Source organism: Kosakonia sp. HypNH10, assembly GCF_029850615.1.
Lineage (GTDB): Bacteria > Pseudomonadota > Gammaproteobacteria > Enterobacterales > Enterobacteriaceae > Kosakonia > Kosakonia cowanii.
Window position 1 is genome coordinate 285,519 of sequence record NZ_JAOTIU010000005.1, and the last position, 21,762, is coordinate 307,280.

Consider the following 21,762-nt stretch of genomic DNA (forward strand, 5'->3'; position numbering starts at 1 on the left):
CTGAGCTTTCGCGTAGGCCGGATAAGGCGCGAGCCGCCATCCGGCAATCAGCACGGTTCCGGCAATAAAAAAACGGGTCAGTTTCCTGACCCGTTTTTTCGTCTCTCTGAAGCTTACGTTAAATCAGCTTCAGCGCAATCCAGTACAGACCGCCGGAGAGGATAATCGACGCCGGCAGCGTGAAGATCCAGGCCATCAGAATGTTGGTCACGGTTTTACGCTGCAGACCGCCGCCGTCGACAATCATCGTACCGGCTACGGACGATGAGAGCACGTGGGTGGTCGAGACCGGCATACCGGTATAGCTTGCCAGACCAATCGACACCGCTGCGGTCATCTGCGCGGACATCCCCTGAGCATAGGTCATGCCTTTCTTACCGATCTTCTCGCCGATGGTGGTGGCAACACGACGCCAGCCAATCATCGTCCCCAGACCCAGCGCCAGCGCGACTGCCATGATGATCCAGATTGGCGCGTACTCGATGGTGCTGAGCATATCGCCTTTCAGTTTCTTCAGCAGACGCTGATCGTCGGCACCGATCTCCGGCTGCTTCGCCACTTTATCCGTGATATCGGAGAGGCAGAGCATAATCCGGCGCAGCTGTCCGCGCTGTTCCAGCGGGATCTGATCGTAGTTTTCAATCCCGGTGAGCATCGCTTTCGCACGGTCCAGCGCAGTGATAGCGCGGCCCGCGTGGCAATGAAACTCGCCAGGCTTAGTGGCTACTTCTTCCGGCGTTGGGATCAGCGGATCGACACCGGTCGCTTTTTGCAGCAGCGCCGGATGTTGCTGGAAGTAGGTTTCCACGTTGTTGACGGCATCCCGCGTACGGGTGATGTCGTAACCGGAGGCGTTCATATTAACCACGAAGCCCGCCGGCGCAACGCCGATCAGCACCAGCATAATCAGGCCGATACCTTTCTGACCGTCGTTTGCCCCATGAGAGAAGCTGACGCCGATAGCAGAGAGGATCAGTGCGATACGCGTCCAGAAAGGCGGCTTTTTCTTGCCGTCGATCTTCTCACGTTCCGCAGGCGTCATATGGATACGCGCACGTTTCTTGGTGCTGCTCCAGTAGCGACGCAGCAGGAATACCAATCCACCGGCAAATACCAGGCCGACGATCGGTGAAACGATCAGCGAACCAAAGATATTCAGCACTTTCGGGATGTTCAGCGCGTCGACCACCGAGGTGCCGGTCATCAGTGCATTGGTTAAACCAATACCGATAATTGCGCCAATCAGGGTGTGAGAACTGGAAGCAGGCAGGCCCAGATACCAGGTGCCGAGGTTCCAGATAATGGCAGCCAGCAGCATGGAAAAGACCATCGCCAGGCCGTGTGCGGAGCTAACATTCAGCAACAGATCGGTTGGCAACATATGCACAATGGCATACGCAACGCTTAACCCGCCCAGCAAAACGCCGAAGAAGTTAAACACTGCCGCCATCACAACCGCCAGCTGAGAACGCATAGCGCGTGTATAAATCACGGTTGCAACGGCATTCGCTGTGTCGTGGAAGCCGTTAATGGCCTCGTAAAACAGAACAAAAACCAGTGCAAGCACGAGGAGTAGCCCGGTATGGAGATCCAGGCCGGCAAACAAATGTACCATAGGTCGTTAAGCCATTTTGGGGACACGAACGCCGCGCATTATCAGGGACATTGGCGGTATGGGCAAAGTGAAATATCGACTTTTTTTGACATCATCGCTTACATTCCGCTGAATTTCTAAAATTATCTTATAAATTTCAATGGCATGTTTCTTTTCTCACCACGCCGCGCTGGTGTGACCAGCCTGAACTCTTTACAATTCGCGACCAGGTAAGAGAGAGGGTGAAGATGTGGAAAGCTTTGATGCCATTATAGTCGGTGCTGGCGCGGCGGGGATGTTTTGTGCGGCGCTGGCGGGGCAAGCGGGCCAGCGCGTGCTGCTGCTGGATAACGGCAAAAAGCCGGGGCGTAAGATCCTGATGTCCGGCGGCGGGCGCTGCAACTTCACCAATCTTTATGTCGAACCGGCGGCTTACTTAAGCCAGAACCCCCATTTTTGTAAATCTGCTCTTGCACGCTACACCCAGTGGGATTTTATCGATCTGGTGGGTAAACACGGCATCGCCTGGCATGAGAAGACGCTCGGCCAGCTCTTTTGCGACGACTCCGCGCAGCAGATTGTCGATCTGCTGGTGGCGGAGTGCGAGAAGGGCAATGTCACCCAGCGCCTGCGCACGGAAATCCTCTCCGTCGAGCGTGATGACAACGGCTACACCTTACAGCTGAACGGCGGCACGGTGCAGGCGGCGAAACTGGTGATCGCCTCCGGCGGGCTGTCGATGCCGGGGCTGGGCGCTTCGCCTTTTGGCTACAAAATAGCCGAGCAGTTTGGGCTGAAGGTGCTGCCGACCCGCGCCGGTCTGGTGCCCTTTACTCTGCACAAACCTTTACTCGAGCAGGTGCAGACCCTCTCCGGCGTCTCTGTACCCTCTGTGATCACCGCTGAAAACGGGACGGTATTTCGCGAAAACCTGCTCTTTACCCATCGCGGTCTGTCGGGGCCTGCGGTGCTGCAAATCTCCAGCTACTGGCTGCCGGGCGAGTTCGTCACCATTAACTTAGTGCCGGAGTGCGATCTGGCAGAGTTCCTCAATCAGCAGCGCGATGCGCACCCTAATCAGAGCCTGAAAAACACCCTCGGCATGCAGTTGCCAAAACGGCTGGTGGAGTGTTTGCAGCAGCTCGGGCAGATCCCCGATGTGACGCTGAAGCAGCTCAATAGCCGTGACCAGGAGAAGCTGGTCGAGACCCTGACCGCATGGCGCGTCCAGCCCAATGGCACCGAAGGTTACCGCACCGCAGAGGTAACGCTCGGCGGCGTGGATACCCATGAACTCTCGTCGCGCACGATGGAAGCGCGAAACGTGCCGGGGCTCTATTTTATTGGCGAAGTGATGGATGTGACCGGTTGGCTGGGGGGCTACAACTTCCAGTGGGCATGGTCCAGCGCGTGGGCCTGCGCACAGGCGCTGGCGGAGCAAGAGGCATAAGCGTTTTTCGATCGCCCACGGTTTACCGCCAGCAACGTTCATTTTTCAGGCAATAAATTGCGAGAGCCCTCGCGAAACCGCAATGTGAGCATTTGACTCTGCGGCTGCGCACTCACACAATCCTTTTCACTTAAAGCAAATTACGCTGAAGGCCATTGATTTAAGCGTCTTTATTTTTGCGGGAGCTTCATTAACTCGCTAAAAACAGACGCTTTTTTTGGTAGGCTTGCTATGGATTAGGATAATTCCTGGCACTTATTTCGCCGAAAAATCAGACAATAGAGGCCTTTTCGCTTTCAGAAAGGGTGCGGTAGCTTTCTATCAAGCCCGCCACGTTAAACCGATGAACGCGCCTGGAGTGGTGCGTTTTATGTCAGGATCCGCTTTATGAGCAATCGCATCACTGTTCAGTTACCTGCCGAGGGGCTGCTCTTCTGGAAAATTTCTGGTCGTGAAGCCCTGTCCGAAGCATTCTCCTTTACCCTGCAATTGCTCGGGACTGACGCGCGCATGGATCGCAGCCAGCTGCTCGGTAAACCGGTCACCGTCACCCTGCCAACCCAGGGTTTGTCCGGCAGCCGCTACCTTAACGGTAAAATCACCCGCGTCGCCGTAAGCGCCGTCGAACTGAGCGGTACGCGTTATGCCGTTTACCAACTTACCGTAGAGTCGGATCTCTGGCCGATGAAGCGCGACCGCAACCTGCGTATTTTCCAGGGACAGACGGTGCCGCAAATCGTGAAAACCCTGCTGGGCGAATACCAGGCCAATATTGAAGATAAGCTGACAGGCAGCTACCGCACGTGGGAGTACTGCGTGCAGTACCAGGAGAGCAGCTTCGATTTCATCAGCCGTTTGATGGAGCTGGAAGGCATCGCCTACCATTTCAGGCATGAAGCGGACAAACACACGCTGGTGCTGACCGACGCGGCTACCCAACATCAGCCCTTTAGCGGCTATGAATTTATTCCCTATCACCAGACGCCATCGGGCGGCAGTACCGATGAAGAGGGGATCAGCCAGTGGGCGCTGGAAGATAGCGTGACGCCAGGGATTTATAGCCTGGATGATTACGATTTCCGCAAACCGAACGCCTGGCTTTTCCAGGCGCGGCAAAACCCGAACTCTCCGTCGCCCGGCGCTATTGATGTCTACGACTGGCCGGGCCGCTTCGTCGAGCATGGGCACGGTGAATTCTACGCCCGTATTCGCCAGGAGCGCTGGCAGGTTGAGCATCAGCAAATCGAAGGCACCGCAACGGCAATCGGAATTGCGCCGGGCTGCACTTTCCAGCTGACCAACGCCGCGTTCTTTAATGACAATGGCGAATATCTTGTCACCGCCGCCCACTACAATTTTGAAGAGAACCGCTACGCCAGTGGTGCCGACAGCCAGACGGTGCACCGCATCGACTTCAGCGTTATTCCCTCCTCGGTGGTGTTTCGCCCGCCGCAGCACACTCCCTGGCCGCGCACTTACGGCCCGCAGACCGCGCGCGTCGTTGGCCCGCAGGGAGAGAGCATCTGGACGGATAAATATGGCCGCATAAAAGTGAAGTTCCACTGGGACCGGCTGGCGAAAGGCGATGACACCAGCTCCTGCTGGGTGCGCGTCTCCAGCGCCTGGGCCGGACAGGGCTATGGCGGGGTACAGATCCCGCGCGTCGGCGACGAAGTCGTCATCGACTTTATCAACGGCGACCCGGACCGCCCGATAGTCACCGGCCGCGTATACAACGAAGCGAGCATGCCGCCCTGGGCGCTGCCTGCCGCCGCAACGCAGATGGGCTTCCTCAGCCGCTCGAAAGATGGCTCGGTAGATAACGCCAACGCCCTGCGCTTTGAAGATAAAGCGGGCGAAGAGCAGGTGTGGATCCAGGCCGAGCGTAACCTTGATACCCATGTGAAAAATGATGAGACGCGCAGCGTTGGCGGCTCACAGACCGTCAACATCACGCGCGATCACAGCGGCAAAGTGGCTGGAACCCACTTCCAGGCGACGCAGCTTTCCCACGACGAAGTGATCGGCGGCGATTTTACGCAGAAGGTTCAGGGCAATCTGACACTCGCCTCTGGCTCGAGCATCAAACTCGTTACCGGACAATCGGCCCTGATACTGGGTGCCAACGGCACGGTCACACTGCAGTGCAATGATTTTAAAATCGACGCGCTGGGCAGTGGGCAGATTAATACCAAGGGATTGCTGGATTTGAACTTATCAACACCGCAAAAACATGACGATGTTGCCCCCACCATCGACCAAATCCAGGCCGCGGTTACAAAAGCATTTGATCAAGGGAAAGATAAATAATGGCGACCGCACAGTTTGTTGTTTCGGAAGGCATCCTCAACCTGCCGGAAGCATGCCAGGATCGCAGCATTAACGTGCTGCGCTTTAACGAGAGCAACGCGACGCTGGTGATCACCCGTGCGTGGGACATCAAGGCAGGCGAGGAAGAGGCGTTTATCAGCCAGCAGCTGGCGAAAGTGAAGCGCAGCATGAAGAAGGTAGTAATGGGCGAAGTGGGAGATAGCCAGGTGGCGAACCAGCCTGCCCGTGAAGTTTCACTGCGCTTTGAAAACCAGGGCGTGCTGGTGCATGAGAAACTGGCCATCACCCGCGTGGAGGATCATCTTCTGGTGCTGACGTTCAGCCGCACCGCGCCGTTTGACGCGCCGGCTGATGCCTTCTGGGCGTCGATTAAATCGGGCTTACAGTTAGGGGCGTAACGATGACGGATTACATCGCGGCCCGTATTGATGACCCACTGATTCACAGCTCGGCGCTGGCAGATTTTGTTGGCGCTGTTGTGGAAGGGGCGATTATCGCCGGGATCATCTTTTCCGGTGTCGGTGCAATAGTAGGCGGTGTGGTGATTGCCGCACTGGTCCTGAGCGGCGATCTGGAAAAAATCGGCGATGCCGCCGGGAAGCTGGTCGACAGCCTGATAGACCCCGGGCCCCCCGACGCGCATATCGTCACCGGCTCTGAGAACGTGCATATCATGGGCAAAAAAGCCGCACGTGCCGCCGGAACCGTGGATCGTGATTATCTGCTCGCGCCTCCTGCTCCTGAAGAGAGTATCGACTGGGCAGCCGTTGGTATGCTGGCGCTGGCCACCGCGGCGGAGGCTGCAAAGCTCGCCCTGGTACCTGGTGCCATGGCAATGGCGATTGCCGAACGCGCTAAAGGTCTTACCCTTGATGATATGAAAAAGTGGGGCTCGAACCTGTGGGAATCGCTTTCGCAACCGCTGGTTGAAAGCGCCGATCCCCATGCGACTCCGATGCCACTCGATAACGTCGACTGCAAAAAAGGCCATGCGGTCACCAGCAGTAACTTTATCGCCCAGGGTTCCAAAAGCGTCTTAATTAATAATCAGCCCGCAGCGCGCAATGGTGAGAAGAGCACCTGCGAAGCGGAAATCAAAGTCAGTGAAAATCCCCGTGTACGCATCGGTGGCGACACGATCACCGTTCGTGATATTCGCAGCGGCAAGAACCAGCTGGCCTATATGCTGGGCGCGATTGTCGGCTCGCTGGGGGTGGGGGAACTGGCGAATCTGGCAAGAATGCTCTGCCGACGCATGCTAACCCGCAGCGTGCTGAAAAACATCGTCTGCGCTTTTGGCAGCGCGGTGGTTTCAGATACGATTTCCTCCGTTCTTGTCTCCGCGGCGAGCACCGCTTTCCCGGTCAATATTGCCAGCGGCGCAAAGATCCTCGCCAAAGAGGAGGATCTCGACTTTGTGCTGCCGGATCGTATGCCGCTCTACTGGCAGCGTATCTACAACAGCCGCAACCGCGCCTCCGGCATGTTTGGCCCCGGCTGGATGATGCCGTTTGAGACGCGTCTTTACCGTCTGGCGGACAATCAGCTGATTTTCAAGGATATGAGCGGGCGTGAGCTGGGGCTTGGTGAAGTACTCAGCGGCGATATGATCTCCTATCCGGACGAGGGGCTCAGGCTCTTCTCCAGCCCGAACGGCGCGATCGCGATCCAGACCGGCGAAGGCGATCATCAGGTTTATGAACCGGATCCTACCCGCCCCGGCGAGTGGCGCATGCACCGCATCTACGACCGCCATGAAAACGCCCACTACTTCAGCTGGAACGAACAGGGCCAGCTGGCGCGTATCTCCAGTGACAACGAAGCGCTGGATGTCGAACTTGAGTACGACGCCCATAGCGGGCGCTTACGCGCGGTTTACCAGATTGTCGACGGCGCACGCCAGCTGCTGGTGAGCTATCGCTACAACGACCAGGCGCAGCTGATTGCAGTCATCGATGCCGATGATGTGGTAACCCGTCAGTTTGGCTGGGATCGCGCCAGCGATATGCTGGCCTGGCACAGCTTCTCGACCGGCCTGAAAGTGCATTACCAGTGGCAGCCGGGCGCAGACGCCGAACACTGGCGCGTGAAGGCGTACCAGGTTCACGACGAGCAGGGCACGGTGCTGGAAAACTGGCGTATCGACGCCGATGAGAGCAAACGCTACGCCCGCGTCAGCAACGATGAAGGCGTGGTCAGCGAACACTACTGGGATGAGATCTACCGCATCACTGCGTACACCGATGTGCACGGCGGTAAGTGGCAGTTCAACTGGGCGGGACAGTCCGAACAGCTGCTGTCAGCCGTGCAGCCGGATGGTGGGCGCTGGGAGTATGCCTGGGACGATCGCGGCAATATGACACTGGAGCGCGACCCGCTCGAACGCGCAACGCTGAAAACCTGGCATCCGCTGTATGACTTCCCGTTAAAAGAGGTGCTGCCGGACGGCGGCGTCTGGCAGTACGAATACAGTCTGGCGGGCGATGTGGTGGCGCTGACCGATCCGGAAGGCAGCGTGACGCGCTTTGAGTGGAACGATCAGGGCGATTTAATCCGCCGCATTGATGGGCTGGAGAACAGCCACCGCTTCTGGTGGGATGCGCTGGGCCAGCTGATCCGCGAGGAGGACTGCTCCGGCAACCAAAGTCAGAATCAGTATGATGGCGCCGGGCGTCTTATCCGCAGCACCGACCCGCTCGGCAATACGGACCGCTACGTCTGGAGCCCCGCCGGTCGCCTGCAGACCTATATTCGTGCCGACGGGCGCGAGACGCAGTTCAGCTACACAAAATCCGGCCTGCTCTGCGGCCAGAGCGTCGACGGCGTCAGCACGCGCAGGGTGAAGCTCAACGCGCGCGGCCAGGTGACGGAAGCCACCGACCCGGCAGGGCATGTGACTCGTTTCCGCTTCAACCGGGCGGGCCGTCTGGTGACGCTGACCAACGCCAACAACCAGGAGTGGCGTTTCGACTACACCCCGACCGGGTTGCTGACCTGTCAGCAGGATTACGCCGGGCGGCAGACGGAGTATCACTACAACGCCGCGCAGCAGGTGGCTTCTCTGGTACGTCACCCGGAGCGTGGCAGCGACCTGCCGGCGCAGGTGCTGAATTATGAATATGACGCCCTCGGGCGCATGACGGCGCGGGAAACCCCGGAGCACCGCACCGAGTACCGCTACAGCGCGCTGACCACTGAAATCCGCCGTTATGCCTACACCGAGTGGCGTCAGGCCGCGGTGGAGATGCGCGAGCCGGCGCACAGCGACGTCATCATTCTGGCGCGCAATAAGCTTGGCGACCTGGTCCGCGAGGAGAACCACTCCGGCGTCTATCAGCATGAGTACGATGCCTTAAGCAACCTCAGCGCCACCACCTTCCCTGACGGGCGGGAACTGAAATTCCTGCGCTACGGCACCGGACATCTGCTGGAGATGCAGCTCTCCCTGAGCGGCAAAACGCTGCCGGTCACCGGCTACCAGCGTGACCGCCTGCACCGGGAGACGCACCGCACAATGGGCGCGCTGGAGCTGGAGACGCACTACGACATGGCCGGGCGCATCACGCACCGGCGCTGCACCGACAACCTGCGCGACCGTCTGGTCTCCGAGCGCCGCTACCAGTGGGACCGCGCGGACCAGATAATCCGCCGCATGTACACCGACGGCGCACCGTCCACCCCGGCGGAGAAGTACCGCCAGTCCCTGTGGGGTTACGATGCGGCCGGGCGCATGACGCAGAGCCTGCAGCCGGAAGGGGAAGAGCGTTTCTGGTATGACGCCGCGGACAACCGCACCACGCCGGAGATGCAGCCGGTATGGAACAACCTGCTGAAACGCCTGGACGGCGTGAGCCGTGAGTACGACGGTTTCGGGCGTATGACCGTGCGCCACGACACGCACCGGAGAGTGACGCAGCGCTTCAGCTACGATGACGAGCACCGCATCAGCCGGGTGGAAATTGACGGCGACGCGGAGTTCACAAAAGCAGAATACCGCTACGACGCGCTGGGCCGCCGTACGGAGAAACAGGTGTGGCGACGCCATGCCCGTAAACCGGAACGCACGCAGTACGCCTGGTCCGGTCTGCAGATGGTGGGGGAAACCAGCGACAGTCACCCGGACGCAGCGGTGCAGTATATCTACACCGAAAACAGCTATGAACCGCTGGCGCGCGTCGACAGCCACGGTGAGCATGCGGACATCTTCTGGTACCACACAGAACTGAACGGCCTGCCGGACAGCGTGACCGACAGCAACGGCGACACCGTCTGGCGCGGAGCCTCTACGGCCTGGGGTCGCAGCCTGCGGGAAAGCACACCGGTAACCTGGGACACCCCGCAGAACCTGCGTTTCCAGGGCCAGTACCTGGATCGTGAAACTGGCCTGCAATACAACACCTTCCGCTACTACGACCCGGCGGGCGGGTGCTATACGCAGATGGACCCGATAGGGCTGCTGGGCGGGCTGAATACCTATACCTATGTGGTTGATCCGCTGGTGTGGGTGGATCCGTTGGGGTTGAGTAGTTTTGACCCGTTTATTCATGGAGAAATAACAGACTTCCCGAAAGATTTGCACTTTGGGCAAAACCGAATTGCTCCAAAATTTAGTAATATTGGGAGTCAAGCCGCCGATTCCATTGCTGGTCGTCCAATATTAGATGTCGCTGCAGATATTAAATCCGGTAAGATTAGTCCAGATACGTTTGTCATTTCTTATACGAGAGATCCTGCCACAGGTAAGGCTGTAACTTTGAATAATAGAGGGTTAGCTGCTTTAGTTGAAGCTGGTAAACTTCCTCAAAACGCAATATATGTTCCTTATGAACATGTTCCGAAACACTTAGTGGAGGATATCAGATATAGAGCGCCATCAAGAAGCATAAATATTACAAGGAACAAAGACGGTACCGGTTTAGTTAAAGCGATTGGTAAATGTTTGTAAATTAGAGGGTATATATATGTTGTTAGTTCCTGAAAAATTAAATTTTAGAGTATCTACGACAGATCTTGAAGTAATTTATACTGAGTCAAGTGGTGTAAGGCTAAAAGTAGAAGTTCAAACTTTTAGCGATTTTAAGAATGATAAGTATAGTGAGGCGGAATTGCAGTTTAATAACGTAGCGGAATTAAAGTGTACATCTTTGAATTTTTTTGAGTTTCATCATAGTGAGTTTGTAATAGAGTCAATAACTAATGACGTAGTTAGTTACTGGGAAAAAAACGATATTCATTCTGATCCTGGTGTTTACATGGTATCTAACTCGGAAGTTTTAGAGTCCAAGGGGGCGATATATGATCCAAATAATAGGTTGAGCCTAAAACACTTTATAGTGGTAGGGTATGATAGCTACGTCGAAATAATATCATCAAATTATGAGGTGCGAGTATAATAACTGCTTGGTATAGGTTGGTATTTTTCGTAATGCAGCATACGTGTTTTTATGTTGAGATGAAAACAAAGGAAGTAATATTTACCCATAGGTTTTAATGTTTTTTATTAAAATAATAATTCCTCATTGTTCATCGTGGGTAATTGAATTGACTTAATAGTGAATATCAATATGTTGCCGGGCGTATCACGCACCGGCGCTGCGCCGACAACCTGCGTGACCGTCTGGTCTCGGAGCGCCGCTACCAGTGGGACCGCGCGGACCAGATAATCCGCCGCATGTACACCGACGGCGCGCCCTCCACCCCGGCGGGGAAGTACCGCCAGTCCCTGTGGGGCTACGACGCGGCCGGGCGCATGACGCAGAGCCTGCAGCCGGAAGGGGAAGAGCGTTTCTGGTATGACGCCGCGGACAACCGCACCACGCCGGAGATGCAGCCGGTATGGAACAACCTGCTGAAACGCCTGGACGGCGTGAGCCGTGAGTACGACGGTTTCGGGCGTATGACCGTGCGCCACGACACGCACCGGAGAGTGACGCAGCGCTTCAGCTACGATGACGAGCACCGCATCAGCCGGGTGGAAATTGACGGCGACGCGGAGTTCACAAAAGCAGAATACCGCTACGACGCGCTGGGCCGCCGTACGGAGAAACAGGTGTGGCGACGCCATGCCCGTAAACCGGAACGCACGCAGTACGCCTGGTCCGGTCTGCAGATGGTGGGGGAAACCAGCGACAGTCACCCGGACGCAGCGGTGCAGTATATCTACACCGAAAACAGCTATGAACCGCTGGCGCGCGTCGACAGCCACGGTGAGCATGCGGACATCTTCTGGTACCACACAGAACTGAACGGCCTGCCGGACAGCGTGACCGACAGCAACGGCGACACCGTCTGGCGCGGAGCCTCTACGGCCTGGGGTCGCAGCCTGCGGGAAAGCACACCGGTAACCTGGGACACCCCGCAGAACCTGCGCTTCCAGGGCCAGTACCTGGACCGCGAAACGGGCCTGCACTACAACACCTTCCGCTACTACGACCCGGCGGGCGGGTGTTACACCCAGATGGACCCGATAGGGCTGGCGGGCGGACTGAATACCTATACCTATGTGGTTGATCCGCTGGGGTGGGTGGATCCGTTGGGACTCTTGCCTTGCGCGAAAAAAATCCATGCACTGAGAACTGGTGGGAAAAATACTATTGTCGAAGTTAGGACAAAAGCGGAAGCGGATGAGTTGTTACACGCTGCATTTCCCGGTTATCAGAAGGTTAAAGGAGTTGGGCCGCAAGATGCCATTGGTGTGCGAAAGAAAAGAAAAATGGACCGTTTTAAAGAGGGCGGTGCTTATCATAAAGATTATGCAATTGATCCTAATACGGGAAGAGTAAGAGGCCATGCACCTAGTGATGATCATGGCACATATCCACACATAAACATTAAACGTACAGACGGTGTTAAAGTCGTAATTAATATTACAGGTGGTTTATGATTAATGATAAAAATTTAATGGAAAAAATCGAGAAAGGGCAGCAAGTAGGACAGCGCTTTTCATTTTCACACAATGGAAAGGTATTCTGGTCTTCAGTTGGAATTCAAAAGTGGGAAGGGAAATATAAGGTTTTTGTAGATGATATCCTAGACGAAAATATAGATGCGGAAGACTATGAACGAGAAGAGATAATTTCTTTCGAATCTATTGAGGCTGCTTTTGAATTCATACAAAACAGCATTCATGCAGATCTCAAAAAACTAGCACCATGTAAAGGTCAAAAAATATTCAATCCACGATTTAATTAAATAATTAAGCATTGCTTTAGTATATTTTACTGGCCTGTAATTTAAAAGAATTTAGAGCATATAAGATAAATAGGTTTGAGCGCCACAGCGAGAAACAGGTGTGGCGACGCCATGTCCGGAAACCGGAACGCACGCAGTACGCCTGGTCCGGCCTGCAGATGGTGGGGGAAACCAGCGACAGCCACCCGGACGCAGCGGTGCAGTATATCTACACCGAAAACAGCTATGAGCCGCTGGCGCGCGTCGACAGCCACAGTGAGCACGCGGATATCTTCTGGTACCACACGGAACTGAACGGCCTGCCGGACAGCGTGACCGACAGCAACGGCGACACCGTCTGGCGCGGAGCCTCTACGGCCTGGGGCCGCAGCCTGCGGGAAAGCACACCTGTCGAGTGGGACACCCTGCAGAACCTGCGCTTCCAGGGCCAGTACCTGGACCGTGAAACGGGCCTGCACTACAACACCTTCCGCTACTACGACCCGGCGGGCGGGGGTTACACGGAGATGGACCCGATTGGTCTGGCGGGCGGGCTGAACATCTATACCTATGTGGTTGATCCGTTGGAGCTGGCTAGAATGCCATGTGGTCCGTTGGTTAGAAAAATTAATGGTAGAAGGTCCATCAATAGTGCATCTGCAGGCAAAATGTATCCGATTGAAAAATTGCCTATTGATATCAGAAGCAAATATCAACATAGCGTCCCGTTCAACCATGCTGGGTTCCCGGATTTTTCTCAGTATTCTATTAAAAACGTGTTTATAACGCTTGGTAAGTCAAGATATGTTTATTTTGGCCGCGCAGATATCGCTGCAGGTTACAGCCCAAATAATCCTAGCCTCGAGGTTATACATGGCATCATCATCAGGATTCTGGTTACTTGCAACTTGTTCCTACTGAAATACATGATGATGTAAGGCACTCTAGTGGCATTCTCACAAACAGGAGATAATAATGGTTAATATCGTGAGCTATAATATTCCAGCTAGTACAGAAGAAATCACAACTTTTGAAAAAAGAGTTGGCGGTTCCTTTCCTGAGGATTACAAAGATTTTTTAAAGAAATATAACGGAGGCCAACCAGTCCCGAGTGCTTTCAGCTTTTATTCTGATAGAGATGATGGTTCTGCAGTTGATTGGTTTCTTAGTTTAGGGAAGGAAAAATATAGTAATTTACAAAAGTATTATGATCAGTATAAAGATAGGGTACCTCAGGGATTAATGCCAATCGCGCATGATGCTGGTGGTAACCTTGTGTTGATTGGTGTAAATGGACATCAAGGAATTTATTTCTGGGATCATGAGTTTGAGGCTGATGAGGGTGATTCGCCTGATATGTCTAATGTTTATAAAGTGAGTGAGACTTTTACTGAATTCCTGGGTAACCTTCATGAAATAGAGTTGTGATTTTGCAGTGGCCAATATGTTTTAACCTGCCTTTATTTTTTGATAAACGAAATTGCTTTCAACGAGCTTCTGTTACTAGCAGAGCAAACTACAACATTCTTGAAAGAAGATGACTTGGTGAAGTTAACGACGTATGGGCCAAAATTTTCAGTAAGGGAGGGGGGTAATGAATACAAGTTACGTATTTGAACCGATAGATTTTATTTTTACAAATTCTTTTTTTAAAGGTTTATCTGCAGAAGATGTTAAAAGTTATATAATCACAGATTCTTTGAGTGACGCCTATGAATTTGCTTTTGAGCAAAATCTACCCTCACCATATAAAGTCTGGAAGGATGTTTTTGAAAATTATAGAAAAGATTTAAGGGTTCATGATAAGTTTGATGATGCGGAAGAGGTTGTTAATGAATATTTAGCAAACTTACAAATCCAACATGCTGGTGTTTTATTGGAATACAGGAAGAAAAAAGTAAAAAAACTCAACACCGATTATGATGATTTTTTATTTTCTGATGCTCGCGAAGATGCTTTTTTTGTTCTCTCCACAGTGGCAATAAAGAGATTCTTAGATAATCCTCTACGTAATAGCCTTCTTGAGGAAATATTTGATTGCTATAAAAAAGGCGGCTGGCCTTGTGGTCTAAAAGGCCATGATCTAATCGTATTTGATCCCAGTGCTTTAAAGAAATAAGTGTTCTAACAGCCCCGTCGGACCCCGCCATTCTGCATTCGTACCGACGGGCGCGAAACACGGTTTGCCTACACCGAGTGGCGTCAGGCCGCGGTGGAGATGCGCGAGCCCGCGCACAGCGAAGCCATCATCCTCGCGCGCAATAAGCTTGGCGACCTGGTCCGCGAGGAGAACCATTCCGGTGTTTATCAGCATGAATACGATGCCTTAAGCAACCTCAGCGCCACCACCTTCCCGGACGGTCGGGAACTGAAATTCCTGCGCTACGGCACCGGGCACCTGCTGGAGATGCAGCTCTCCCTGAGCGGCAAAACGCTGCCGGTCACCGGCTACCAGCGTGACCGCCTGCACCGTGAAACGCACCGCACGATGGGCGCGCTGGAGCTGGAGACGCACTACGACATGGCCGGGCGTATCACGCACCGGCGCTGCACGGACAACCTGCGCGACCGTCTGGTCTCCGAGCGCCGCTACCAGTGGGACCGCGCGGACCAGATAATCCGCCGCATGTACACCGACGGCGCCCCCTCCACCCCGGCGGAGAAGTACCGCCAGTCCCTGTGGGGCTACGACGCGGCCGGGCGCATGACGCAGAGCCTGCAGCCGGAAGGCGAGGAGCGTTTCTGGTATGACGCCGCGGACAACCGCACCACGCCGGAACTGCAGCCGGTGTGGAACAACCTGCTGAAACGCCTGGACGGCGTGAGCCGTGAGTACGACGGTTTCGGGCGCATGGCCGTGCGCCACGACACGCACCGGAGAGTGACGCAGCGCTTCAGCTATGACGACGAGCACCGCATCAGCCGGGTGGAAATAGACGGCGACGCGGAGTTCACAAAAGCAGAATACCGCTACGACGCGCTGGGCCGCCGCACGGAGAAACAGGTGTGGCGACGCCATGCCCGGAAACCGGAACGCACGCAGTACGCCTGGTCCGGCCTGCAGATGGTGGGTGAAACCAGCGACCGGGACCCGGACGCGGCGGTGCAGTATATCTACACCGAAAACAGCTATGAGCCGCTGGCGCGCGTCGACAGCCACGGTGATCACGCAGACATCTTCTGGTATCAAACGGAACTGAATGGCCTGCCGGACAGCGTGACCGACAGCAACGGCGACACCGTCTGGCGCGGCGCTTCCACTGCCTGGGGCCGCAGCCTGCGCGAGAGCACACCGGTAAACTGGGACACCCCGCAGAACCTGCGCTTCCAGGGCCAGTACCTGGACCGCGAAACGGGCCTGCACTACAACACCTTCCGCTACTACGACCCGGCGGGCGGGTGTTACACGCAGATGGATCCGATTGGTCTGCTGGGCGGGCTTAATGTGTATACTTACGTTAGTAACCCGCTTTCTAGCATAGACTTCCTAGGACTCGCTCCCTGCTCGGTTAATATACTTAAGAGCGCAAGGAAAAATAATTATGCTATTTCCCCTTCTCAAAGGCAGCAGATTATTGATTCTATTGATAATAATAGGTTGAAAAGTATGTTCTCAGAATTATATCGTCCTGGAGCGAATATCCCCGATGGAGGAACTGCTGCATCTATATTACATACAAAAAATACAGGGCAATTAGTTGGCGGCTCAGATCATATTGCTAAAGGGTCAAGTTATCTGGAGGCGTTAAGGAAACTCACATCAGGAAGCGGGAGATATAGAAATGAAATCCTGAGTGATTCGGATAGAAGCTTGGCCAGTTATATGATGCACGATCTCAAACATGCTTTAGGATTAATCCCATGATAATAGATGATTCAATTGATGAACTAAAAGAACGCTTCCCTACTTTCGAGGAAACGTATGACGGTGAAGATGATCCTTACTTAATATATGGAGCTTTTGGCTCATATGCTCTTGACATAATAAATATTTTTATGTTGGATGAAGATACTCCGCAAAATTATTTTTATTCGAATTTAAGAGGGGGGGTATTCAATGAAGACTCCATTCGTACAGAGGTAGTGAAAATATTTAACTATATAGATGAGCTTTTTTTGAAAAAAAATAGCGATCTTCAAGACATACTGAATACTTGCCTTTTTGAAGCGCTAATGGGAAATGATTATAGTTATAATCTAGCGCGGAAGTATTTTAGTAAAGATACTTACAATCACTACCTTGAAGTTACAAAAAGAGTTATTTAGTCTCATTAGAATTGAAGAATAAATATTCTGTAATAGTAAGGCATTATGCAAATGCATCATTTGCTAGTGCTTCAGCCGGAGTGTGGCATCAACCTAACAGCGATAATATTTTATTTTTGAATCGCAGCGAGGCGTGACGCAACGCTTCAGCTACGACGACGAGCACCGCATAAGCCGGGTGGAAATCGACGGCGATGCGGAATACACCGGAGCTGAATACCGCTACGACGTGCTGCGCCACTGCACGGAAAAACTGGTGTGGCGACGCCATGCCCGCAAACCGTAACGCACGCAGTACGCCTGGTCCGGCCTGCAGATGGTGGGCGAAACCAGCGACAGTCACCCGGACGCGGCGGTGCATTATATCTACACCGAAAACAGCTATGAACCGCTGGCGCGCGTCGACAGCCACGGTGAGCACGCGGACATCTTCTGGTACCACACGGAACTGAACGGCCTGCCGGACAGTGTGACCGACAGCAACGGCGACACCGTCTGGCGCGGCGCTTCCACCGCCTGGGGCCGCAGCCTGCGCGAGAGCACACCGGTAAACTGGGACACCCCGCAGAACCTGCGCTTCCAGGGCCAGTACCTGGACCGCGAAACGGGTCTGCACTACAACACCTTCCGCTACTACGACCCGGCGGGCGGGTGTTACACGCAGATGGATCCGATTGGTCTGGCGGGCGGGCTGAACACCTATACCTATGTGGTTGATCCGCTGGTGTGGGTAGATCCGCTTGGATTAGTAAGAGAACCTATAATATTTTTACCGGAAGGTGGGGACGTTTTACATCCCGGAACAGTAGATCCTGTGAATAACCCTGAAGGTCTTTTCAAAATAAAAGCTACAGGTAGTTATTTTGATGATAAAGACGAACTGTATAAAGCAGCAGGCTTGAATGAAAGAAAGTCTAATAAATGGATATCTCATCATGTCAGTTATGATCCTAAAACAAATGAGATGTTAATGCAGCTTGTAAATGCTGAATATCATGCTTACCCTCACGTAGGGGGAGCGCATGAGTTTGAAAAAATCACTGGGTTTAAATATGGCACACCTCAAGCAATCGAAGAGGCAGCCAGTAGAAGCCTAAAACTTCCGCGGTGTTAAAATTGGAGATGATATGTCAAACGATAATTTTTTTTCAAGCAAAGGTATTGTCTTTGATGATTCACTACAAGGCCTTACAAAAGAAGATATAAATAACTTAATTCCCTCTGAGTTTAATGGGAAAGATTTTTTTGTTGATTTTTATCTTTCTAATAATGGAGGGTATTTTAGTAACGGAGCTTTCTTTTATAGGGATAAAATCCTGAATATAACTCCTGATGATTATAGTCTATTAGAAATAGAAGGGTTCTATTTTATTGAGGGAGAGTCATGTTTTGAATCGGAATATCTACTTTCAATTAATGAGGTTTTGTCAAGACGTGTGCGTTATTCACAATTTATAAAGGATTTCGCTAAGGAGCATATCCCTTTTGCAGTTGATGCAGGTGATAACGACTATTGGATTAATACAAATACTGGTGAAATTAAATATATCCGAAGGGATCTTGAAGATCAGGTGATAGAGGTGGCGCCGACTTTTTATGATTTTTGTATAAATATAGAACCAAGCCGCAGAGTGTAATAAACATGGTCAGCAGCATCCGCCGCTGCTTTTAGCGGCGGCAACTCTCCCTTTCTCTTATTTAATAACCTTATAGCGCGCTGACCACCGAAATCCGCGGTTATGCCTACACCGAGTGGCGTCAGGCCGCGGTGGAGATGCGCGAGCCGGCGCACAGCGAAACCATCATCCTCGCGCGTAACAAGCCTGGCGACCTGGTCCGCGAGGAGAACCACTCCGGCATTTATCAGCATGAATACGATGCCTTAAGCAACCTCAGTGCCACCACCTTCCCGGACGGGCGGGAGCTGAAGTTCCTGCGCTACGGCACCGGGCACCTGCTGGAGATGCAGCTCTCCCTGAGCGGCAAAACGCTGCCGGTCACCGGCTACCAGCGTGACCGCCTGCACCGGGAGACGCACCGCACGATGGGCGCGCTGGAGCTGGAGACGCACTACGACATGGCCGGGCGCATCACGCACCGGCGCTGCACGGACAACCTGCGCGACCGTCTGGTCCCGGAGTGCCGCTACCAGTTGGACCGCGCGGACCAGATAATCCGCCGCATGTACACCGACGGCGCACCGTCCACCCCGGCGGAGAAGTACCGCCAGTCCCTGTGGGGTTACGATGCGGCCGGGCGCATGACGCAGAGCCTGCAGCCGGAAGGGGAAGAGCGTTTCTGGTATGACGCGGCGGACAACCGCACCACGCCGGAGATGCAGCCGGTGTGGAACAACCTGCTGAAACGACTGGACGGCGTGAGCCGCGAGTACGACGGTTTCGGACGCATGACCGTGCGCCACGACACGCACCGGAGAGTGACGCAGCGCTTCAGCTACGACGACGAGCACCGCATCAGCCGGGTGGAAATCGACGGCGACGCGGAGTTCACAAAAGCAGAATACCGCTACGACGCCCTTGGCCGACGTACTGAGAAACAGGTGTGGCGACGCCATGCCCGGAAACCGGAGCGTACGCAGTACGCCTGGTCCGGCCTGCAGATGGTGGGCGAAACCAGCGACGGTCACCCGGACGCGGCGGTGCAGTATATCTACACCGAAAACAGCTATGAGCCGCTGGCGCGCGTCGACAGCCACGGTGAGCACGCAGACATCTTCTGGTACCACACGGAACTGAACGGCCTGCCGGACAGCGTGACCGACAGCAACGGCGACACCGTCTGGCGCGGCGCATCAAGCGCCTGGGGTCGCAGCCTGCGTGAAAGCACACCGGTAAACTGGGACACCCCGCAGAACCTGCGCTTCCAGGGCCAGTACCTGGACCGCGAAACGGGTCTGCACTACAACACCTTCCGCTACTACGACCCGGCGGGCGGGTGTTACACGCAGATGGATCCGATTGGTTTACTGGGCGGGCTGAATACCTATACCTATGTGGTTGATCCGCTGGGTTGGGTGGATCCGTTGGGGTTAAGAAAATCATGCTCTGGTTTTTCAAGCGCAGATGCTGCGGCCAAAGCAGCACTAAATAAATATAACCCAATGTCTATATTTAAAAACAGAGAGTACGGCGGAATTATATATAGAACCAAAGAAGGTTATTATGGGTATATGCGAGCTCGCTTAGGCAAAGGTAGAACAGCGCCTTCTATGAAAGCATCTTTAAATAGAATGCCTAAAGATTCGACTGTTGTTGGTCAATATCATACCCATGGTGATTATTCAGATGTTAATTTTAACCGTACTACTCAAGCATATGATCATTGGGATAGTGATTCGTTTTCGTTGCAAGATATTAATATCCATACAGGATTAGGAAGGCAGCATCCAACGTATGATAGTAGTTATCTTGGTACACCGAGCGGCAAATATAAAGTTATGGGAAATAAATCCATATCAGTAAGTGAGTTACCTTAATAATTTAACAAGGGGGACATATGCGTATTCAGATTGAAAAAGTCGATTGCCTATGTGAATTAGAGGCACCTGTTTTTGAATATCTTCTAATTGCTGTTGATGAAGCAAGAGCCAAGGGCTTTAACATAGCTGACTGTAATGTTTCTATATTCATGAAAGAACATTTAAAGACAGATAAAAAAGAATACATGATTCATTTTTCTCCCATAAGAGTCACCCCAGAAAATGCAACTGAATATGAGTTGGTTCAGGATGATTTTGGTGTATACATTGATGTTATTACAAAAAAAGTAATTCGTTCGTGTTCAAGTATATAAAGTATAGCCTCCCGTATACTTTCTTTTCGCACGCCGCAAGATGGGCGCGCTGGGGCTGGAGACGCACTACGACATGGCCGGGCGCATCACGCACCGGCGCTGCACCGACAACCTGCGCGACCGTCTGGTCTCGGAGTGCCGCTACCAGTGGGACCGCGCGGACCAGATAATCCGCCGCATGTACACCGACGGCGCACCGCCCACCCTGGCGGAGAACCGGAAGGCGAGGAGCGTTTCTGGTATGACGCCTCGGATAACCGCACCACGCCAGAGCTGCAGCCGGCGTGGAAAGCTCGCCGGTTTCATGAGACACCCTACAGAAACTGCGTTTCCAGGGCCAGTACAAAGCCACTACTTGTTATACGTCAGTGACGTTCCCGGGCATCCTGTAGTTTTTAAAGTCTTTCTTACGTACCTGGACCATCAGTAACTCATTGAAAAATTAGTGAAATTTCATGTTCCTAATATTCATACTAATGTGAAAGTAGACTTTGAAATGCTTCATGTTGTAGCTGAAGGCTATAAGATAGTGGGATGAATATTTTAGGAACAGTAAAATTTGTGCAGGATATAATAGGAAAACAGGCAAGATATATAGTGTTTTTGGAACCGCAGAATAAATATGAAAAAAATCAACAATAGCTATATCTCGATGCTTTGGCAGGCACTTTCTGAAGATCCAAATATGGATGCTTCCCTTATTGGTTTAAACTTATCCAATGAAAAAAGCTTATCATTAGCCTTCCGGGAGTTAATAAAGCCGTCTTATGATAATTTCCCTTATTTTATAAAAGACAGATGCAAAAATAGTCTTGCATATGCGATTGATTTCTATGATGAAAAACTACTTTCGCGTCTTTATGAGTCTGCCATTCCGATTTTTGAACCACCTAAGAATATGAGTATGAAACAGTTTTATGTAACCGTTTGGGAATGTCTCTTTCCGGGGGAGAGTTGTTTGATAAATAATCCAGAGGAATACGTAGAAATTCCCTTTAATGAGTTATACAAAAAATAGCATAATTTAGGTGTGGTTTAAATATAGCTCTGTCTTTCTCATCTCCCCAGTTATGCCCTAAAATCATCAGAGTATTTCTCTTAATGTTTAGTTTACCCTGAATTTATCAATAACATCCAG

General features: G+C 52.9%; 19 protein-coding genes. 18 read left to right on the plus strand and 1 reads right to left on the minus strand.

Annotated features, from left to right (window positions below; all coding sequences use genetic code 11):
- Nucleotides 1-118 precede the first annotated feature (118 nt).
- Entirely contained in the window at nucleotides 119-1,615 is a 1,497-nt protein-coding gene (gene pitA / locus N7V53_RS16530) for an inorganic phosphate transporter PitA (RefSeq protein ID WP_023481972.1), read from the minus strand.
- 229 nt (nucleotides 1,616-1,844) lie between these two features.
- On the opposite strand from pitA, the gene N7V53_RS16535 reads away from it, so the two are divergent.
- From N7V53_RS16535 to N7V53_RS16615, 18 genes are all read left to right on the plus strand, one after another.
- Nucleotides 1,845-3,044, plus strand: coding sequence for an NAD(P)/FAD-dependent oxidoreductase (locus N7V53_RS16535; RefSeq protein WP_128481944.1), 1,200 nt, complete (start codon nucleotides 1,845-1,847; stop codon nucleotides 3,042-3,044).
- Between the two features lie 387 nt (nucleotides 3,045-3,431).
- Nucleotides 3,432-5,354, plus strand: coding sequence for a type VI secretion system tip protein TssI/VgrG (gene tssI, locus N7V53_RS16540; protein ID WP_279794066.1), 1,923 nt, complete (start codon nucleotides 3,432-3,434; stop codon nucleotides 5,352-5,354).
- A complete protein-coding gene (locus N7V53_RS16545) occupies nucleotides 5,354-5,773 on the plus strand; it encodes a DcrB-related protein (RefSeq protein WP_054802667.1) in 420 nt (139 codons plus the stop codon). Before tssI ends, N7V53_RS16545 begins: the two co-directional genes overlap by 1 nt.
- A gap of 2 nt (nucleotides 5,774-5,775) precedes the next feature.
- The gene (locus tag N7V53_RS16550; RefSeq protein ID WP_279794069.1) at nucleotides 5,776-10,320 is read left to right on the plus strand and encodes an RHS repeat-associated core domain-containing protein; all 4,545 of its coding nucleotides are present in this window, start codon (nucleotides 5,776-5,778) and stop codon (nucleotides 10,318-10,320) included.
- A 16-nt stretch (nucleotides 10,321-10,336) separates the two neighbouring features.
- Nucleotides 10,337-10,768 carry a hypothetical protein gene (locus N7V53_RS16555; RefSeq protein WP_279794073.1) on the plus strand — a complete coding sequence of 144 codons (432 nt, stop codon included), beginning with the start codon at nucleotides 10,337-10,339 and terminating at the stop codon, nucleotides 10,766-10,768.
- A 278-nt stretch (nucleotides 10,769-11,046) separates the two neighbouring features.
- On the plus strand, nucleotides 11,047-12,258 hold the full coding sequence (locus N7V53_RS16560) for an RHS repeat-associated core domain-containing protein (protein ID WP_347882222.1): 1,212 nt from the start codon (nucleotides 11,047-11,049) through the stop codon (nucleotides 12,256-12,258).
- On the plus strand, nucleotides 12,255-12,566 hold the full coding sequence (locus N7V53_RS16565; protein WP_279794075.1) for a hypothetical protein: 312 nt from the start codon (nucleotides 12,255-12,257) through the stop codon (nucleotides 12,564-12,566). The genes N7V53_RS16560 and N7V53_RS16565 overlap by 4 nt, the downstream gene beginning before the upstream one ends.
- Nucleotides 12,567-12,664: 98 nt before the next feature.
- Complete coding sequence (locus N7V53_RS22360) at nucleotides 12,665-13,483, plus strand: RHS repeat-associated core domain-containing protein (protein WP_347882223.1); 819 nt, start codon at nucleotides 12,665-12,667, stop codon at nucleotides 13,481-13,483.
- A gap of 37 nt (nucleotides 13,484-13,520) precedes the next feature.
- Nucleotides 13,521-13,973, plus strand: coding sequence for an SMI1/KNR4 family protein (locus tag N7V53_RS16575; RefSeq protein ID WP_279794077.1), 453 nt, complete (start codon nucleotides 13,521-13,523; stop codon nucleotides 13,971-13,973).
- A gap of 166 nt (nucleotides 13,974-14,139) precedes the next feature.
- Entirely contained in the window at nucleotides 14,140-14,664 is a 525-nt protein-coding gene (locus tag N7V53_RS16580; protein ID WP_279794079.1) for a hypothetical protein, read from the plus strand.
- Nucleotides 14,665-14,763: 99 nt separating this feature from the next.
- A complete protein-coding gene (locus tag N7V53_RS16585) occupies nucleotides 14,764-16,410 on the plus strand; it encodes an RHS repeat-associated core domain-containing protein (protein WP_347882224.1) in 1,647 nt (548 codons plus the stop codon).
- The gene (locus N7V53_RS16590) at nucleotides 16,407-16,811 is read left to right on the plus strand and encodes a hypothetical protein (protein WP_279794081.1); all 405 of its coding nucleotides are present in this window, start codon (nucleotides 16,407-16,409) and stop codon (nucleotides 16,809-16,811) included. The genes N7V53_RS16585 and N7V53_RS16590 overlap by 4 nt, the downstream gene beginning before the upstream one ends.
- Before the next feature lie 133 nt (nucleotides 16,812-16,944).
- Nucleotides 16,945-17,097, plus strand: coding sequence for a hypothetical protein (locus tag N7V53_RS22365; RefSeq protein ID WP_347882225.1), 153 nt, complete (start codon nucleotides 16,945-16,947; stop codon nucleotides 17,095-17,097).
- Nucleotides 17,098-17,127: 30 nt separating this feature from the next.
- Nucleotides 17,128-17,925: an RHS repeat-associated core domain-containing protein gene (locus N7V53_RS22370; protein ID WP_347882226.1), complete on the plus strand. Its 798-nt coding sequence runs from the start codon at nucleotides 17,128-17,130 to the stop codon at nucleotides 17,923-17,925.
- A gap of 13 nt (nucleotides 17,926-17,938) precedes the next feature.
- Nucleotides 17,939-18,448, plus strand: a complete 510-nt coding sequence (locus N7V53_RS16600; protein WP_279794082.1) for an SMI1/KNR4 family protein — start codon at nucleotides 17,939-17,941, stop codon at nucleotides 18,446-18,448.
- Nucleotides 18,449-18,579: 131 nt separating this feature from the next.
- Complete coding sequence (locus N7V53_RS16605) at nucleotides 18,580-20,307, plus strand: RHS repeat-associated core domain-containing protein (RefSeq protein ID WP_347882227.1); 1,728 nt, start codon at nucleotides 18,580-18,582, stop codon at nucleotides 20,305-20,307.
- Between the two features lie 20 nt (nucleotides 20,308-20,327).
- Nucleotides 20,328-20,624: a hypothetical protein gene (locus N7V53_RS16610; RefSeq protein WP_279794083.1), complete on the plus strand. Its 297-nt coding sequence runs from the start codon at nucleotides 20,328-20,330 to the stop codon at nucleotides 20,622-20,624.
- Nucleotides 20,625-21,246: 622 nt separating this feature from the next.
- Entirely contained in the window at nucleotides 21,247-21,642 is a 396-nt protein-coding gene (locus N7V53_RS16615; protein ID WP_279794085.1) for a hypothetical protein, read from the plus strand.
- Nucleotides 21,643-21,762: the final 120 nt, after the last annotated feature.

Excerpts from the sequence above, each read along its gene's own strand:
- N7V53_RS16600 (WP_279794082.1), top strand. The coding sequence starts at position 17,939 with ATGTCAAACGATAATTTTTTTTCAAGCAAAGGTATTGTCTTTGATGAT.
- N7V53_RS16590 (WP_279794081.1), top strand. The coding sequence starts at position 16,407 with ATGATAATAGATGATTCAATTGATGAACTAAAAGAACGCTTCCCTACT.
- N7V53_RS16580 (WP_279794079.1), top strand. The coding sequence starts at position 14,140 with ATGAATACAAGTTACGTATTTGAACCGATAGATTTTATTTTTACAAAT.
- N7V53_RS16560 (WP_347882222.1), top strand. The coding sequence starts at position 11,047 with ATGTACACCGACGGCGCGCCCTCCACCCCGGCGGGGAAGTACCGCCAG.
- N7V53_RS16545 (WP_054802667.1), top strand. The coding sequence starts at position 5,354 with ATGGCGACCGCACAGTTTGTTGTTTCGGAAGGCATCCTCAACCTGCCG.
- N7V53_RS16575 (WP_279794077.1), top strand. The coding sequence starts at position 13,521 with ATGGTTAATATCGTGAGCTATAATATTCCAGCTAGTACAGAAGAAATC.
- tssI (WP_279794066.1), top strand. The coding sequence starts at position 3,432 with ATGAGCAATCGCATCACTGTTCAGTTACCTGCCGAGGGGCTGCTCTTC.
- N7V53_RS22370 (WP_347882226.1), top strand. The coding sequence starts at position 17,128 with ATGGTGGGCGAAACCAGCGACAGTCACCCGGACGCGGCGGTGCATTAT.
- N7V53_RS16585 (WP_347882224.1), top strand. The coding sequence starts at position 14,764 with ATGCGCGAGCCCGCGCACAGCGAAGCCATCATCCTCGCGCGCAATAAG.
- N7V53_RS16615 (WP_279794085.1), top strand. The coding sequence starts at position 21,247 with ATGAAAAAAATCAACAATAGCTATATCTCGATGCTTTGGCAGGCACTT.
- N7V53_RS16555 (WP_279794073.1), top strand. The coding sequence starts at position 10,337 with ATGTTGTTAGTTCCTGAAAAATTAAATTTTAGAGTATCTACGACAGAT.
- N7V53_RS16550 (WP_279794069.1), top strand. The coding sequence starts at position 5,776 with ATGACGGATTACATCGCGGCCCGTATTGATGACCCACTGATTCACAGC.
- N7V53_RS16610 (WP_279794083.1), top strand. The coding sequence starts at position 20,328 with ATGCGTATTCAGATTGAAAAAGTCGATTGCCTATGTGAATTAGAGGCA.
- pitA (WP_023481972.1), bottom strand. The coding sequence starts at position 1,615 with ATGGTACATTTGTTTGCCGGCCTGGATCTCCATACCGGGCTACTCCTC.
- N7V53_RS16565 (WP_279794075.1), top strand. The coding sequence starts at position 12,255 with ATGATTAATGATAAAAATTTAATGGAAAAAATCGAGAAAGGGCAGCAA.